This is a genomic window from Corallococcus sp. AB011P (genome assembly GCF_003611605.1).
Taxonomy (GTDB): domain Bacteria; phylum Myxococcota; class Myxococcia; order Myxococcales; family Myxococcaceae; genus Corallococcus; species Corallococcus coralloides.
The window spans coordinates 32,518-47,535 of record NZ_RAVX01000003.1 but is presented as its reverse complement, the minus strand read 5'-3'; the positions used below and the strand labels follow the sequence as shown (position 1 = coordinate 47,535).

Here is a 15,018-nt window from a genome sequence, read left to right as displayed (position 1 = left end):
TCCTCGTGGGCTCCCGTCAGAGCGGGAGGAATGCGCGGCATGATGCCCGAGCCGTCCGGTGCGGACAGCCGGGACGAAGAGGCGGTGTTGGGGGATGCGCTGCGAGCCGGGCAGCGGGACGAAATCCGCGCCGGACTCCTGACAGCGCCGCGCTACGGCGTGGACAGCCGCGCGCGGATGCCCGCGACGAGCAGGTCCAGCCCGAAGGCGAACCGGCGGTCGAAGTCCCGGTCCAGGATGGCGTCCACCGCGCCGGCCGCGTGCGGATAGCGCGCCGAGGCAAGCTGACGCAGCGCCCCTTCCCGCTCCTTCGCTTCGGCGTCCTGCGCGGTGAAGCCCTGCTCCTCGATGGTGAAGCCCAGCACATAGTCGAGCACGGTGAAGGCCGCCCAGCCTGCTGCTTGCGAGTCGAACCCCGCCCGCGCCAGCGCGCCAATCACGGTGTCGGAGACGCGCAGCGTGTGCTCGGACACCACGAGGGTGCCGGCGTAGACGCGAGCGCCGTCCCGGTGGGCCAGGAACGCGCGCCGCAGCTCCTCCGCCACGGTGCGCACCACCGGCTCCCACGGTGACTCGGGCGTCAGCGTCCGCGCCACGTCCCGCACCAGCGTGTCCGCCATCGCGTCCAGCAGGGCCTGCTTGCCCGGGAAGTGCCAGTACAGCGACGGAGCCTGGATGGAGAGCGCCTTCGCCAGGACGCGCATCGTGAGGCCCTCCAGGCCGTGCTCGTCCAGCAGCGTCCACGCCGCCGCTACCACCTGCTCCCGTTGGATTCGCATGCCCGCGCTGACCCTCGCTGGCTTGACAATCTAACGTCGTTAGTTGATCCCTAACAACGTTAGTTTGACGCCTTCGGGCGGGAGGTCGGTCATGGCGGAGGTCCTCGATGTGGCGGTGGTGGGAGGCGGTCCCACCGGGCTGTGGCTCGCGTGCGAGCTGGCGCTGGCGGGCGTCCGGGTGGAGCTGTTCGAGCGGCGCGTGGAGGCCGTGCGCGAGTCGCGAGCGTTGACCCTGCATCCGCGTTCGCTGGAGGTGCTCGCGCTGCGAGGGCTGGAGGACCGGTTCCTGAAACGGGGACGGCCGCTGCCTACCGGCCACTTCGCGATGCTCGACACGCGCCTGGACTTCAGCGTCCTGGACACGCGCTTCCCCTTCACGCTGTTCCTTCCGCAGGCGGTGACCGAGGCCCTGCTGGAGGAGCGGGCGCGGGAGCTGGGCGTGGCCATACGGCGAGGCCACACGGTGGAGGCCCTGCGCCAGGACAGCGAGGGCGTGGACCTGGAGGGCTCCACGGACGCGGGCACGTTCCGCATCCGTGCGAGCTTCGTGGTGGGCGCGGACGGAGCCCGGAGCGCGGTGCGGAGGCTGTCGGGCATCCCCTTTCCGGGGACGGACGTGACACGCACGGCGATGCTCGGGGACGTGACGTTGGGCGCGCCGCCGGTCCAGCCCGCACTCGGCATCTCGAACGAGCGGGGCGGCGTGATGGTGGTGCCCATGGCGCCGGGCGTCCACCGCATCGTCGTCACGGATCCGCTCCGGGAGAAGGCGCAGGTGCGCGAGCCCGTCACGCTGGAAGAACTGCGGGAGAGCACGCTGCGCATCGCGGGCTCTGACTTCGGCATGCGCGAGCCCCGGTGGCTGTCCCGCTTCGGCAACGAGACGCGGCTCGCGGAGCGCTACCGGGAGGGACGCGTGCTGCTCGCGGGCGACGCCGCGCACATCCACTTCCCGGCGGGAGGCCAGGGGCTCAACGTCGGATTGCAGGACGCGATGAACCTGGGATGGAAGCTCGCGGCGGTGGTGAAGGACGGCGCACCGGAGGCACTGCTCGACAGCTACTCGCGCGAGCGCCGTCCCGTGGGTGAAGCATTGATCCACAACACGCTGGCGCAGACCGCCCTCATGGGTGCCACGCGGGAGACGCTGGCCCTGCGCGAGTTGCTGAGCGGCCTGCTCCGCGAGCCCCGGCTGAACCGCCAGCTCGCGGACAACATCGGGGCGCTCGACGTGGGCTACGCGCCGCTGGACGTGCCTGCGCCGGATGCACCCTCACCGCTCCTGTCCGAGTGGTGCGGCCGGCGCCTGAGCGACCTGGAGCTCTCACGGAGGGACGGCGCGGACGCGCGGCTCTACGCGGCGCTGCATCCGGGCCGGTGGCTGCTGCTGGGCCTGGGAGAGGACGACTCACGCCCCCTGCCCCGCTGGGAACCCGGCTGGCCCTCCCAGGTGACGACGTTGCGCGCACGGGGCCGCGTGGGACGAGGGAACCTGGAAGGCGTGGGCGGCATGCTGGTGCGCCCGGATGGCCACGTCGGCTGGGCCTGGGCCGCCTGAGCCGCTCGGATGCCCGAGCAGCCTGGACCGAAGCCTGCCCGGGCGCGGCTTCTCCCGGCGGCGCACGTGTCTGGCGTGGTCCACGTGGGGGCGGGTCCCCTGAAACACGAAGGCCCGGGGCGTCGTCCGCTCCCGGGCCTCGTGTGGTGGCTCCGCGAGTGGCGTTCTCAGCCCAGGCGCAACAACTGCCGGGCCTGCTCGGGGGTGGCAATCTCACGGCCAGCGGCACGGGCCCGCTTCGCGGCCTCCGCCACCAGCTCGAAGTTGCCCTTCGCGAGCACGCCCTTGGACAGGTAGATGTTGTCCTCCAGGCCCACGCGCGCGTTGCCGCCGCGCTTCGCGGCCTCTTCCACGAACGGGAGCTGCTGGCGCCCCACGCCCGCCACCGTCCAGGAGCTCCCCTCCGGCAGCGCGGCGATCATGAAGTCCAGCACCTCCGGCCGCGCCTGCAGCGTGCCCGGCACGCCCAGCACGAAGTCGAAGTGCGCCGGCAGCTCCACCAGCCCCTCCTTCGCCAGGTAGCGCGCCTCGTCGATCATCCCGACGTCGAAGCACTCCAGCTCCGGCTTGAGGCCGATGCTCTTGATGCGCTTCGCGATGTCGCGCACCAGAGGCCGGGGATTCCAGAAGACTTCCTCCCCGAAGTTCACCGTGCCCGTGGTGAGTGTGGCCATGTCCGGCTTGTCCGCGCCGGTGAGCGTGAGCCCGCCGCACCGCTCGTCCACGTCCATGCCCACCGCGCCGCCCGTGGACACCTGGACGAGCACGTCCGTGCGCTTGCGGATGGCGCGGATGGCCGCGCGGAACAACTCCGCGTCCTGCGACGGCTTGCCCTCCGCCGTGCGCACGTGGATGTGCACCATCGCCGCGCCGGCCTCGCGGCACTTCGCCGCGTCCTCCGCGATCTCCTCGGCGGTGATGGGCAGGTACGGCGTCTGCTCGCGCGTCGTCTCCGCGCCCACCAGGGCGGCGGTGATGACCATGGGCCTGCTCATCGCTTCACCCGCTGCTTGTCCTTGGGCACCACGCACGTGCCCGAAGCGCGGCACACCACCACCGCCTCCGGCAGCACGTCCGCCGCGGAGTCATTCACGTCCGGCCGGGGCTTGATGACCTTGCGAGCCTCGAAGCGCATCTTCCGCGACGTGTTGCCCTCGCTGATGATCTCGCCCTCCGCCTCGATGAAGTCGCCCGCGTACACCGGGGCCAGGAACTCCACGGAGTCGTAGGCGCGAAACAGGCCCTCGTCCCCGTCCGAGCGGATGCACAGCTCCGTGGCCACGTCCCCGAACAGACCGAGCATCCGCGCCCCGTCCACCAGGTTGCCGCCGTAGTGCGCGTCGTGGCTGCCCATGCGCAGCCGCAGTACCGCCTTGGTGCCAGTGCTCACGTGGGTTCCCCCTGGTAGTGGGAGTCCGCGGACTCCGTGCCCTCTTTCTTCATCACCGCGTGCACGATGTAGTTCGCCACGTCGGACGGCTTGGTGCCCGGCCCGAAGCCCGCGTCGAAGCCCAGCTCCAGCGCCAGCTTGTGGTCCACGCGCGGCCCGCCCAGCAGCAAGAGCGTCTTGCCGTGGATGCCCGCCGCCTTCGCCGCGTCGATGAACTGGCGCGAGTTGTCCTTGTGCACGTCGCGCTGCGTGACGACCTGGGACACCAGGATGGCGTCCGCGTGCTTCGCGGTGGCCTTCTTGATGAGGTCCTCGTTGGGCACCTGGCTGCCCAGGTTGAACGCCTCGAAGCCGGGGTAGCGCTCCAGGCCGTAGTCGCCCGCGTAGCCCTTCATGTTGAGGATGGCGTCGATGCCCACCGTGTGCGTGTCCGTGCCCGTGCACGCGCCGAAGACGACGATGCGCCGGCGCACCTTCTCCTTGATGAGCGCGTTGAGGTCGTCAAACCCCATCTTGCGCACCACCACCTCCGGCACGTCGATCTCCGCGTAGTCCAGCGTCACGTTGGAGCGGGCGTAGACGACGAAGAACGTGTACTGGTCCGCCGCGCGTTCGGCGGCGGCCACCTTCACGTCCGTGAAGCCCATCTTCTTCGTGAACTGGGCGGCGGCCTCCTTGGCCTTCTCCGACAGCGGCACCGGCAGCGTGAACGACAGCTGCACCATGCCGTCGTCGCGACGGTCGCCGTAGGGGCGGATGATCTGCTTGCTCGGCTTCACCATCGAACTAGCCCTTCTTGCCCTTGGGCGGCGTGAACGACACGCTGGTGCCCACCTTCTCGGCCACCGCGGAGAAACGATCCTTCTTGCCCTGCTCCATGTAGAAGACCACCGACCACGTCGTCTTCCCGTTGCAGCCCACGTACGTCACGGTGTCCACGTTGCCGCTGCCGTCCGGCGCCGCGTCCGTGTCCATCTTCGTGGCCGCCGGCTGACCGCCGACCTTCAGCATCGTCCAGCTGTCGCCGCCCATGTTCGCGAGGATCTTCGTGCGGCACAGCTCCGCCTTCATGCCCGCGGTCTGCACCGTGCCCACGTCCACCATGAAGTACGCGTCGCCAGAGGGCGCCAGGAACTTCTCGGAGCCGTCCACGTTGGAGCGCGTCCACGCCGCCGGAGCCTTCAGCGCGATGTTCTTCACCGTGACGCTGCTCAACGCATCCGCGCTGCCGCCCGCGGCCATCATCACGGCAACAAAGGTACTCAGGATCATGACGCCTCCAGCATTTCCAGGAACGGATTGAAGTAATCCGGCGCCTTCTCCAGCACGCCGTCCAGGCCCTTGCCACCGGTCTCCTCGCGCTTCACGTCGCCGAAGCGCCCCTTGCCGATGGCCGCCACCATGCCCTCGGTGTGGCACTCGCGCAGCAGCTCCTCCGCCTTGGCGAAGACCTCGCGCGCGCGGTTGGCGATCTTCCCGTCCTCGCGGACGGTGAACTCCTCGTCGATGCCCCGCGCCGCGCGGTGGATGTACGACGCGGACTTGAGCGCCACGTACCGGTCCGCGAGCAGCGGCGTGTGCATGGCCTCCGTCATCATGCCCAGCAGCTGGATGCCCTGCCGCGTCCAGATGGCCACCAGGTCCGCCATCACGTCGTACGCGTGGCTGAAGAAGATGTCCGTCTCCTTGTGCTTCGTGGGCGGCATGTACTTGAGCGGCGCGTCCGGGAAGCAGCGGCGAACCAGCATCGCCTGCGACAGCTCCAAGAGCAGCGTGTCGTCCCGGTACGGGTCGATTTCGTACGAGTGCCCGATGCCCAGCTGCCAGTCCTTGAGGCCCGCGCGCTTGGCGAAGCACTCGTTGATGAACTGGCTGGCGATGACGGTGTGGGCCGCGTCGTAGGCGTCCGCGGTGGTGATGTAGTTGTCCTCGCCGGTGTTGATGATGATGCCGGCCAGGGCGCAGATGCGGCGGCTGAAGTACTGGTCGATGAACGTCCGCCGCATGTTGATGTCGCGGAAGAGGATGCCGTACATCGCGTCGTTGAGGAGCATGTCCAGCCGCTCGTACGCCGCGCAGAAGGCGATCTCCGACATGCACAGGCCGGACGAGTAGTTGGTCAGCTGGATGTAGCGCTTGAGCTTGCGGCTCTCGTCGTCCAGGGCCTCGCGCATCACGCGGAAGTTCTCCTGGGTGGCGTAGGTGCCGCCGTAGCCCTCCGTCGTCGCGCCGTGGGGCACGTAGTCCAGCAGCGACTGCGCCGTGGAGCGGATGACCGCGATGACGTCCGCGCCCGCCTGGGCCGCGGCGCGCGCCTGGTCCACGTCGTCGTAGATGTTGCCGGTGGCGACGATGACGTACTTGTGCGGCGCGGGCGACATGGGGAACTGCTCGCGCAGGGCGTTGCGCTGGGCGATGCGGGACTTCAGCTCCGCCATCGCCGCGCGGGCCTCCTCGCGCACGGCGTCGCGGAGATTGGATTCCATCTCCGGAGACAGCGCGCCCAGCTTGTCCGTGGGCAGCGCGGTGATCCGCTCCACGGCGTCCAGCGGACTGCTGGCGCCCAGTTGCAGCGCGCGGCCGTACCAGTACGCGGCGCCCCGGTTGAGCACCCCGGCGGACTGCAGCTTGTCCACCATGAGGTTGGCCAGGGGTACGCCGCGCGTACCCGCGCCGGAAATGCCAAAGAAGCGCAACACGGTGCGCTCATTGGAAACAGTGGTGTTGCGTTGGATGAGGTCGAAGATCGGATTGACGATCTCGTCCGCCAGCTTGCGCGCTTCGGCAATCCGCGCGTCGTCGATGAACGGGCCTGACATGCGCGCACCCTACCCGAGCGCAGCGTCCTTCGGCTCAAGAACACGGCCCCCGCACTGCCAGCAAACGATGCCGCACCGCGCCTCTTGAATGGCGAGACGCATCACGCAAATACCTTCTCACCGAAATTTCATTGCCGCCTCCAGCACCGAAGAATCGGTGACGGTGACTACCGGCAATTCGGTGAATGCACCGAAATGGCGGTGGAAGGCACCGCCGACCTGTATCCAACCTGCTGAATTCACAAGGCCCGAAGGGTCGGCACGAGGCGTGCTCTAGGGGTGGCCCGGTTCCCCCGTAACCCAAGGAGTCCCCCTTGAACCGACGCTCGTTGATGTTCGCCGTCCTGCTGTCTGGCGCCCCCGTCCTCGCAGCCGGCAACCCGCCGCCCATCACCACCGACTCGGGCGCGCCGCTGGGCACGAACCAGAGCTCCAAGACGGCCGGCCCGCGGGGCGGCATCCTCCTGGAGGACTTCGCCCTCATCGAGAAGCTCGCGCGCTTCGACCGTGAGCGCATCCCGGAGCGCGTGGTGCACGCGCGCGGCGTGGGCGCCTACGGCTCCTTCGAGAGCTACGGTGACTTCTCCAACCTCACGCGCGCGTCCGTCTTCTCCCAGAAGGGCAAGAAGACGCCGATGTTCGTGCGCTTCTCCACGGTCATCCACCCCAGTGGTTCGCCGGAGACGCTGCGCGACCCGCGCGGCTTCGCGCTGAAGTTCTTCACGGACGAGGGCAACTGGGACCTGGTCGGCAACAACCTGCCCATCTTCTTCATCCGTGACGCCATCAAGTTCCCGGACATGGTGCACTCGCTGAAGCCGTCCCCCGTCACCAACCGGCAGGACCCGGGCCGCTTCTTCGACTTCTTCAGCCACCAGCCGGAATCCACGCACATGCTCACCCAGCTCTATTCGGACCTGGGCATCCCGGCGAGCTACCGGCAGATGGACGGCAACGGCGTGCACGCCTTCAAGTTCGTCAACGCCAAGGGCCAGGTGAAGTACGTCAAGTTCAACTGGAAGTCGCAGCAGGGCGTGAAGGGCCTCACCGCGGAGGAGGCCACGAAGCTGGGCGGCGAGGACTTCCAGCACGCCACGCACGACCTCTACACGAACATCCAGGCCGGGAAGTTCCCCTCGTGGGAGCTGAGCGTGCAGGTGCTGGATCCCAAGGACCTGGACGGCTTCACGTTTGATCCGCTGGACGCCACCAAGGAGTGGCCCAAGGACAAGCTGCCCCCGGTGAAGCTGGGCAAGTTCACGCTCAACAAGATGCCGGACAACTTCTTCGAGGAGACGGAGCAGTCCGCCTTCTCCCCGGGCGTGATGCCGCCGGGCATCGAGCCGTCCGAGGACCGGCTGCTGCAGGGCCGCCTCTTCTCCTACGCGGACACGCAGCGCTACCGCCTGGGCGCCAACTACCTGTCGCTGCCGGTGAACCGCGCACGCGCCGCGGTGAACAACAACAGCCAGGCCGGCGCGATGAACAGCGGCAACACGAAGTCGGACGTGAACTACGAGCCCAGCGTCACGCGTGAGACGCAGGACACGCCCTCCGCCCTCTTCTCCAACGCGCCGCTCACCGGCACCACGCAGCAGCGCCCCATCGCGAAGACGGACAACTTCGCGCAGGCGGGCGCCTTCTGGACGGCGCTCGACGCGGGCGGCAAGGAGCGGCTCATCCAGAACCTGGCCGGCGACCTGGGCCAGGTGCGCGACGCGAAGGTCAAGGCGCGCATGGTGGGCCACTTCTACGCGGCCAACCCGGACTACGGCACGCGCCTGGCCAAGGCCGTCAACGTGAAGCTGGACGACGCGAAGGCCACCATCGCCCCGCTCGCCACCACCGGCCAGCCGTGACCTGACGCACCGGGGCCGCCGGTGACGCCACGGCGGCCCCACTGCCCTCCCCTCTTTCCCGTCCCCGCCCGCACGCGCGCGGGGCCCCTGGAGATGCCCTCATGGTTCGCAAGCTGCTGCTCGGTTCGCTGGGTCTGGTGATGCTGGTGTGCACGGTGCTGACCGCCGCGTGGATGTCCCTGCGCGCCCCGGCGACGCCCGCCGGACGGCTGCTCGCCACCAGCGACGCGGAGCGCTACCTGCTCGCCGCCGCGCGCGAGGGTGAGACGGACATCGTCCAGGGGCTCGTCAAGGCCGGCACGCCCGTGGAGGCCCGCGACGCGCGAGGCTTCTCTCCCATCATCCTCGCCGCCTATTACGGCCACACCCAGACGGTGCAGGCGCTGCTCGACGCCGGGGCGGACGCGTGCGCGGGTGACAGCCGGGGCAACACCGCCCTCATGGGCGCCGCCTTCAAGGGCTACGCGGACGTGGTGAAGCTGCTCTCCGCCCAACCCTGCGCGGTGGACCAGACCAACCGGCTGGGCCAGACGGCCCTGATGTTCGCCGTCCTCTTCGGCCGCACGGAGGTGGCCGACCAGCTGCGCCACCAGGGCGCATCCCCCGCTCTGCGCGACGCCAGCGGCCGCTCCGCCAATGATTGGGCCCAGACCCAGACGCCGGACGCCCCCGTGGCGCCCACCCCGCTTCCGGACGCCCCCACCGCACAGGTGCGCTGAGGTCCGCACGCCAGGGACGGGGCCGCCTGTCAGCCGCCCCGGACACCAGCCATCCCCAGGGGCTTCATTTCCCACCCACGGAGGTTCTGTGATGACCTACGGGAATGGGATTAGTCGGCTTAATAAGTGTTTTACGAGGCATACAAAAATACCGCAATATTTTGCCTAACCTTGACTCTTACAGGGGGTCCTACCGCATAACATCCCGCGTCCGATCAGGAGTGCGGGAATGAACAGCCATTGGTCAAAGCGGTTGCAGCGATGTGTGGTTTTGGCACTCGCGGGGATGTTTGGCGGTTGTGATTTCGGAATGGGCCCGGACAAGGAGGACGCCCCTCCCGCCGCGCCCGAGGCTCCACAACAGGTCGTCGCGCAGCCGGCGGACGCTTCCGCCCTGGTGACGTGGACGGTGCCGCTCAAGGATGGAGGCAGCCCGATCCTCTACTACGTGGTGCGCTGCATCCCCGAGTGTGGCGGCGCACTGGTGAACGCGCCCGACACGCAGGCCACCATCCGGGGGCTGAACAACGCCTTCCCCTACGCCTTCAAGGTCGCCGCGGTGAACGCGATGGGCGAGGGCCCGGGCTCCATGAACTCCGAAATCGTCACGCCCCAGGCGGGCATGGCCATCGCGACCCCCACGGTGCCGGGGCAGCCGCGCGCGGTGAACCCCACGGCGGGCAATGGACAGGCCTACGTGAGCTGGCTGGCCCCGGCGAGCTTCGGGGGACGGCCCTTGAGCTACTACAAGATCATGGCGGAGCCCGGTGGCCTCACCCAGCGGGTGAACGCCCCCTCCTCCGGGATGCTGTTCGAGGGCCTCGCCAACGGCACCGCGTACACCTTCAGCGTCTGCGCGGCCAACGAGATGGGCGAGGGTCCTTGCACCCGGGTGCCCGCGCCAGTGTCGCCGCGGAGCGGTGGCGCCCCGGTCAGCTGGGTCATGGGCTACTGGGTGGGCTACCAGAAGGACCTCTACCCGGCGGAAACCGTGGACATGTCGCTGCTCACGCACGTGGCCATGGGACGCATCCGGCCGAAGGAGGATGGAACGGTCATCAAGCTCTTCGACATCAGCGAACACGAGGGACCGATCCATGCCCGGAAGATCGCGGAGCAGGCGCACGCCGCGGGCAAGAAGGCCCTGCTGATGCTGGGCGGCATGGATGAGCACGCGGGCTTCAAGGGCGCGACGGAGACGGTCGAGAAGCGCCGGAACTTCGCCCGCAGCATCGTCGCTACCGTGCACGAGTTCGGCTACGACGGCGTCGACGTGGACTGGGAACCCATCGACCTGTCGGCGGGGGATGGGCCGCCGCTGCTCGCCCTCCTGGACGACCTGCGCGCCCTGGACGACAAGCTCATCATCACCGTGCCCGTGGGCTGGGTGAACTCCAACTTCGGCCTGAGCAAGGAGGAGAAGGAGTTCTACCCCCAGCTGGTGGCCCGCGTCGACCAGCTGAACATCATGTCGTACAAGATGAGCGGCGACTGGGCGGATTGGGAGGTGTGGCATTCCAGCGCGCTCTTCGGCGACACGCTGGCCCACCCCACCTCCGTCTCCAGCTCCGTGAAGGCGTACCTCGCGGCGGGCATCCCCGCGCAGCGCCTGGGCGTCGGCACCGGCTTCTTCGGAACCTGCTGGAAGAACGCCACCGAGCCAGGCCAGCCCGTGGACGGCCCCAACAATCCGTACGAGGAGCAGAGCGACAACCGGATGAGCTACGCCAACATCCAGAAGGAGTACCTGCCCAAGATGAAGTACATCTGGGACGCCACGGCGCGGGTGCCCTACCTCTCCGACGCCGACGCGAAGGGCCCGCAGTCCTGCAACTTCGTCTCCTATGAGGACATCCCCTCCGTGACGGAGAAGGGCCGCTGGACGCGGGAGCAGGGCCTGGGGGGCGCCATCATCTGGACCATCAACCAGGGCCACCTCAAGGAGGCCCCGGCGGGTGAGCGGGATCCGCTGCTGAAGGCCGTGCACGCGGCCTTCCTCAAGCCCTAGACGTAGCGGGACTCGAAGAGCTGGCGCAGCGACGGTTCGGTGCGCAGCAGGTCCAGCGTGAGGGTGGCGTGGCCGGGCACGTAACCATTGCCCACGAGCATGGTGACGTCCTTGCCCACGCCCTCCGCGCCCAGGGCCGCCGTGGTGAAGCTGGTGGCCATGGAGAAGAAGATGACGGTGCCGCCGTCTTTCACGGACAAGAGTGACGCCATCTCCGTGTTGCCCACGCTGGCGCAATTGACCACCAGGTCGCAGAGCTGACCGTTGGTCGCCTTGGACACGGCCTCCATCACGTCCACGCCCTGGGTGGCGTCCACCTTCAGCGCCTCGTCACACAGGCCGATGGCGGACAGCGCGTCCAGCGCCTTCTGGGAGATGTCCAGCGCCAGCAGCTTGCCGCGGCTCTCCAGGCTGCGACGGGCCTGCGCCAGGCACAGCGCGCCGCTCTTGCCCGCGCCCAGCACCGCCACCGTCATGCCCGGGCGCACGTGGCGCGCCACCAGCGCGGGCGCGCCGCAGACATCCAGCGCCGCCAGGGACAGCGTGTCCGGCATGTCCGTCGGGAGCTTCGCGTAGATGCCGCTCGCGAAGAGCAGCGCGTGGCCGCGGATGTCCACGCGGTCGATGTCCGCGTGCACCGCCTTCACCTCTTCGATGACGAGCGGCGTGAGCGTCAGGCTCACCAGCGTGGCGATGCGGTCGCCCGGCTTGAGCACGCCGTTGGCGGGGTGCTTCGCGCCCAGCTCCTTCACGCGGCCAATGAGCATGCCGCCGGAGCCGGTGACGGGGTTCTGCATCTTGCCGCGCTCAAGGACGATGTCCTGGATGCGCGAGGCGATGCGCGCGGGGTCGCCGCCCACGTCGTCCTTGATCTGCTTGAAGGACGCGGCGTCGATGTTGAGGCTCTCCACGTCGATGAGCAGCTCCGCCTCGCGGCACGGCAGCGAGGGGTCCAGCTTGCGGGCGCGCTGCGGCAGCACGCCCTTCTCCGCCACGACGCGCGACAGTCCGTAGGTATCCATGGGCTCCCCCCTTATCAGTCCCGCGCCAGGAGCGGCACCAGCACCGAAAGCGATCGCTCGAAGCGATACGACACGCCCGAGTGCCCGTCCTCGAACTCCTCGTGCGCCACGTCCACGCCGCCGGCCTTCAGGTCGTCCGCCACCATGCGCGTGCCCCAGCGCAGGTTGAACTCGTCGCGCGTGCCGGCGTCCAGGTAGACCGTCTTCAGCTTGCGGAAGGAGTCCATGAACTTGGGCACGAAGCGCACGGGGTCGTGCACGAGCCACCGGTTCCACACGTCCAGGCGCAGCTTCGCGTTGTGCTGTTCGAAGGGCAGCTCCAGGTTGAGCGGCTCGCCCTTCTTCGGCGAGTACGCCGCCGCCATGGCCAGGATGTTGATGACCGGGAAGTCGTCGCCGCGCACCTTGGTGGCTACGGCGCGCTGGCGCAGCTCCGTCACCCACGCCTCCACGCCGCCGGCCTTCATCAGCGAGGTGGCGGCCTTGGGCAGGTCCGGCATGTACGAGTACTCGAAGTAGGAATCCGGGGCGTGCGCGCCGACCAGGGAGAATATCTCCGGGTGGTAGCGGCCCATCACCAGCGCGCCGTAGCCGCCGGAGCTGTGGCCCACGACCGCGCGGGACGCGGCCTTGGGCAGCGTGCGGAAGGTCTTGTCCACGAAGCCGACGATGTCCTTGACCAGGTAGTCGCGGTAGCGGCCGATGGCGTCGCTGTTCACCCACTGGCTGCCGCCCAGCTTCGTCCACGCGTCCGGGAAGACGCCGATGACGGGCGGGATGGCGCCCTGCTCGATCAGCGCGTCCAGGCGGTCCGGAACGGAGGGCGAGAAGCCGGACGCGTTGGTCCACGAGCCGCCGCCGTTGCCGAAGGCGTGCAGGAAGTAGACGACCGCGTAGCGCTGCGTGCCTTCCGCGTAGCCCGGCGGCAGGTACACGGTGAGCCGGCGGCGGGCCGGATCTCCCAGCGGGTTGTTCTCCAGCGCGGGGGAATGCACTTCACGCGTCTCGAGCACGCCCTTCATCAATGCCTCTCCTGGTCGCGGTGCGCCGCGCGTTCTACGCGCTGGAGCCCGGGTGCTTGCCGAACAGCTTCATCACCTGCTGCAGGTCCTCCCACGCCTTGCGCTTCTCCGCGCTGTTGCGCAGGAGGTACGCGGGGTGGAAGGTGGGCATGAGCTGGATGCCCTCGTATTCGCGCCACTGGCCCCGCATGCGGGTGATGGGGGTGGTGTCCCTGAGCAGCGTCTGCGCCGCGAACTTGCCCAGCGCGACGATGACCTTGGGCTGGAGCGCGAGCAACTGCGAGCGCAGGAAGGGCTCGCACGCGGCGATCTCATCCGGCTCCGGGTTGCGGTTGCCGGGCGGGCGGCACTTCACGACGTTGGCGATGTAGACGTCGTTCCGGGTGAAGCCCATGGCGCCAATCATCTTGGTGAGCAGGTCGCCCGCGGCGCCCACGAAGGGCACGCCCTGGAGGTCCTCGTTCTCACCGGGGCCCTCGCCCACGAACACCAGGTCCGCGCGAGGGTTGCCGGAGCCGAACACGATGTTCTTGCGGCCCGAGCACAGCTTGCAGCGGCGGCAGTCGCCCAGCTCGCGGCGGATCTGATCCAGCGTGGGGCGTTCACCCTCCACGACGCCGGGCAGCGCGCCGTTGTAGCGGGGCGCGGACCTGGGCACGTCCAGGAGCATCTCCGGAGCCGGAGCCGGCGCCGACGCGGCGCGGGGGGCCGGAGCCACAGCCGGAGCTTCGGGGGTCAGGGGGCGTGCCGCGGCCAGCGGACGGGAAGCGCCCAGGGGCTGCTTCATCGCGGCGTGCAGGGTGTCGCGCGACGGGGACTCCGCCGGGGGCCGGGGAGGCGTGGGGGCGGCGGCCGGCTCGGGGGCCTTGGTCCGGGCGATCATCGTGCGCACGGACGAGGCGGCGGCGCGCTGCTGCTGGAGCTCGGCGGCGACCTTCGCGTCGACGAGGAGCGAGCGGCCCGCGGTCTCCTCCTGCCAGAGCAGGTGGCGGCGCACGTCCTGGAGCACGTCGGCCAGCTCCTGCATGGAATCAGGCGTGTCGTCGTTCACGGTGGTGGATCGGTATCGAAGGGGCCGTCCCGGTGCAAGGAAGCAGCCGGGGAAGTTGCCTGTACGCTTAGCCCAGGGTCGGGGCTTGCGCCACCTTCCGGGCGGAGGCACCGGGCACTGGTCGAATCAGGACACACCCCCGGCGTAACGCCCTTGGCCACGGGGCGGACCTGGGGAAGATGCCGGGCGCTGGTTCCACGCCCTTTTCCCAGGAGTTGCTCGCACATGATCAAGGTGGCCATCGTCGTTGGCAGCACGCGGCCCGGACGCAAGGCGGACAAGGTCGCGGCCTGGGTCCACGACATCGCGAAGAAGCGCAGCGACGCCACGTACGAGCTCGTCGACATCCAGGACTTCAACCTGCCCCTGCTGGATGAGCCGACCCCGCCGTCCGCGGGCAAGTACACCCAGGAGCACACCAAGAGGTGGAGCGCGGCGGTGGAGGGCTACGACGCGTACGTGTTCGTCACGCCCGAGTACAACCACGGCACGTCCGGCGCGCTGAAGAACGCGCTCGATTACGTCTACAAGGAGTGGAACAACAAGGCCGCCGGCTTCGTGGGCTACGGCAGCGCGGGCGGCGTGCGCGCGGTGGAGCAGCTGCGCCTGGTCGCTGCGGAGCTGCAGATGGCCACGGTGCGAGCGCAGGTGCAGCTGTTCCTCTCCACCGACTTCGAGCACTACACCGTCTTCAAGCCGGACCCGGCGAAGGAGAAGCAGGTGAACACGCTGCTGGATCAGGTCGTGTCCTGGGGCACGGCGCTGCGCACGGTGCGTGTGAAGCCGTAGCG

Annotated in this window: 14 protein-coding genes; 5 read left to right on the top strand and 9 right to left on the bottom strand. The window is 69.1% G+C overall.

Features of this window, described 5'->3' with window-relative positions; genetic code table 11:
* Positions 1 to 152: 152 nt before the first annotated feature.
* Complete coding sequence (locus D7X30_RS10070; RefSeq protein WP_120562682.1) at positions 153 to 779, bottom strand: TetR/AcrR family transcriptional regulator C-terminal domain-containing protein; 627 nt, start codon at positions 777 to 779, stop codon at positions 153 to 155.
* A gap of 91 nt (positions 780 to 870) precedes the next feature.
* Between D7X30_RS10070 and D7X30_RS10065 the strand changes: the two genes are divergently transcribed.
* On the top strand, positions 871 to 2,337 hold the full coding sequence (locus D7X30_RS10065; RefSeq protein ID WP_120562681.1) for an FAD-dependent monooxygenase: 1,467 nt from the start codon (positions 871 to 873) through the stop codon (positions 2,335 to 2,337).
* Positions 2,338 to 2,504: 167 nt separating this feature from the next.
* On the opposite strand, the gene D7X30_RS10060 is transcribed toward D7X30_RS10065, so the two are convergent.
* From D7X30_RS10060 to D7X30_RS10040, 5 genes are read right to left on the bottom strand one after another with little or no spacing between them, the layout of a single operon-like run.
* On the bottom strand, positions 2,505 to 3,332 hold the full coding sequence (locus D7X30_RS10060; RefSeq protein ID WP_120562680.1) for a 3-keto-5-aminohexanoate cleavage protein: 828 nt from the start codon (positions 3,330 to 3,332) through the stop codon (positions 2,505 to 2,507).
* Positions 3,329 to 3,727 (bottom strand): hotdog fold domain-containing protein, encoded by a 399-nt coding sequence (locus tag D7X30_RS10055; RefSeq protein WP_014396341.1) that lies wholly within the window; start codon positions 3,725 to 3,727, stop codon positions 3,329 to 3,331. Before D7X30_RS10055 ends, D7X30_RS10060 begins: the two co-directional genes overlap by 4 nt.
* The gene (locus tag D7X30_RS10050) at positions 3,724 to 4,509 is read right to left on the bottom strand and encodes an OAM dimerization domain-containing protein (protein ID WP_120562679.1); all 786 of its coding nucleotides are present in this window, start codon (positions 4,507 to 4,509) and stop codon (positions 3,724 to 3,726) included. Before D7X30_RS10050 ends, D7X30_RS10055 begins: the two co-directional genes overlap by 4 nt.
* A gap of 4 nt (positions 4,510 to 4,513) precedes the next feature.
* Entirely contained in the window at positions 4,514 to 4,999 is a 486-nt protein-coding gene (locus D7X30_RS10045) for a hypothetical protein (protein ID WP_120562678.1), read from the bottom strand.
* A complete protein-coding gene (locus D7X30_RS10040; RefSeq protein ID WP_120562677.1) occupies positions 4,996 to 6,546 on the bottom strand; it encodes a lysine 5,6-aminomutase subunit alpha in 1,551 nt (516 codons plus the stop codon). The genes D7X30_RS10045 and D7X30_RS10040 overlap by 4 nt, the downstream gene beginning before the upstream one ends.
* Before the next feature lie 314 nt (positions 6,547 to 6,860).
* Between D7X30_RS10040 and D7X30_RS10035 the strand changes: the two genes are divergently transcribed.
* The 3 genes from D7X30_RS10035 to D7X30_RS10025 all read left to right on the top strand — a co-directional run bounded on the left by D7X30_RS10035 (position 6,861) and on the right by D7X30_RS10025 (position 11,132).
* Entirely contained in the window at positions 6,861 to 8,405 is a 1,545-nt protein-coding gene (locus D7X30_RS10035; RefSeq protein ID WP_304984687.1) for a catalase, read from the top strand.
* Positions 8,406 to 8,506: 101 nt separating this feature from the next.
* On the top strand, positions 8,507 to 9,124 hold the full coding sequence (locus D7X30_RS10030) for an ankyrin repeat domain-containing protein (RefSeq protein WP_120562675.1): 618 nt from the start codon (positions 8,507 to 8,509) through the stop codon (positions 9,122 to 9,124).
* Positions 9,125 to 9,434: 310 nt separating this feature from the next.
* Positions 9,435 to 11,132, top strand: a complete 1,698-nt coding sequence (locus D7X30_RS10025) for a glycosyl hydrolase family 18 protein (protein WP_233591498.1) — start codon at positions 9,435 to 9,437, stop codon at positions 11,130 to 11,132.
* Here the strand turns inward: D7X30_RS10025 and D7X30_RS10020 are convergent.
* From D7X30_RS10020 to D7X30_RS42275, 3 genes are read right to left on the bottom strand one after another with little or no spacing between them, the layout of a single operon-like run.
* Positions 11,129 to 12,154: an L-erythro-3,5-diaminohexanoate dehydrogenase gene (locus D7X30_RS10020; RefSeq protein WP_120562673.1), complete on the bottom strand. Its 1,026-nt coding sequence runs from the start codon at positions 12,152 to 12,154 to the stop codon at positions 11,129 to 11,131. The genes D7X30_RS10025 and D7X30_RS10020 overlap by 4 nt on opposite strands.
* A gap of 14 nt (positions 12,155 to 12,168) precedes the next feature.
* The gene (locus D7X30_RS10015) at positions 12,169 to 13,176 is read right to left on the bottom strand and encodes an esterase family protein (RefSeq protein WP_120562672.1); all 1,008 of its coding nucleotides are present in this window, start codon (positions 13,174 to 13,176) and stop codon (positions 12,169 to 12,171) included.
* A gap of 34 nt (positions 13,177 to 13,210) precedes the next feature.
* The gene (locus tag D7X30_RS42275; RefSeq protein WP_199724234.1) at positions 13,211 to 14,227 is read right to left on the bottom strand and encodes a uracil-DNA glycosylase family protein; all 1,017 of its coding nucleotides are present in this window, start codon (positions 14,225 to 14,227) and stop codon (positions 13,211 to 13,213) included.
* A 225-nt stretch (positions 14,228 to 14,452) separates the two neighbouring features.
* On the opposite strand from D7X30_RS42275, the gene D7X30_RS10005 reads away from it, so the two are divergent.
* Complete coding sequence (locus D7X30_RS10005) at positions 14,453 to 15,016, top strand: NADPH-dependent FMN reductase (protein WP_120562671.1); 564 nt, start codon at positions 14,453 to 14,455, stop codon at positions 15,014 to 15,016.
* The last annotated feature ends 2 nt before the right edge of the window (positions 15,017 to 15,018 follow it).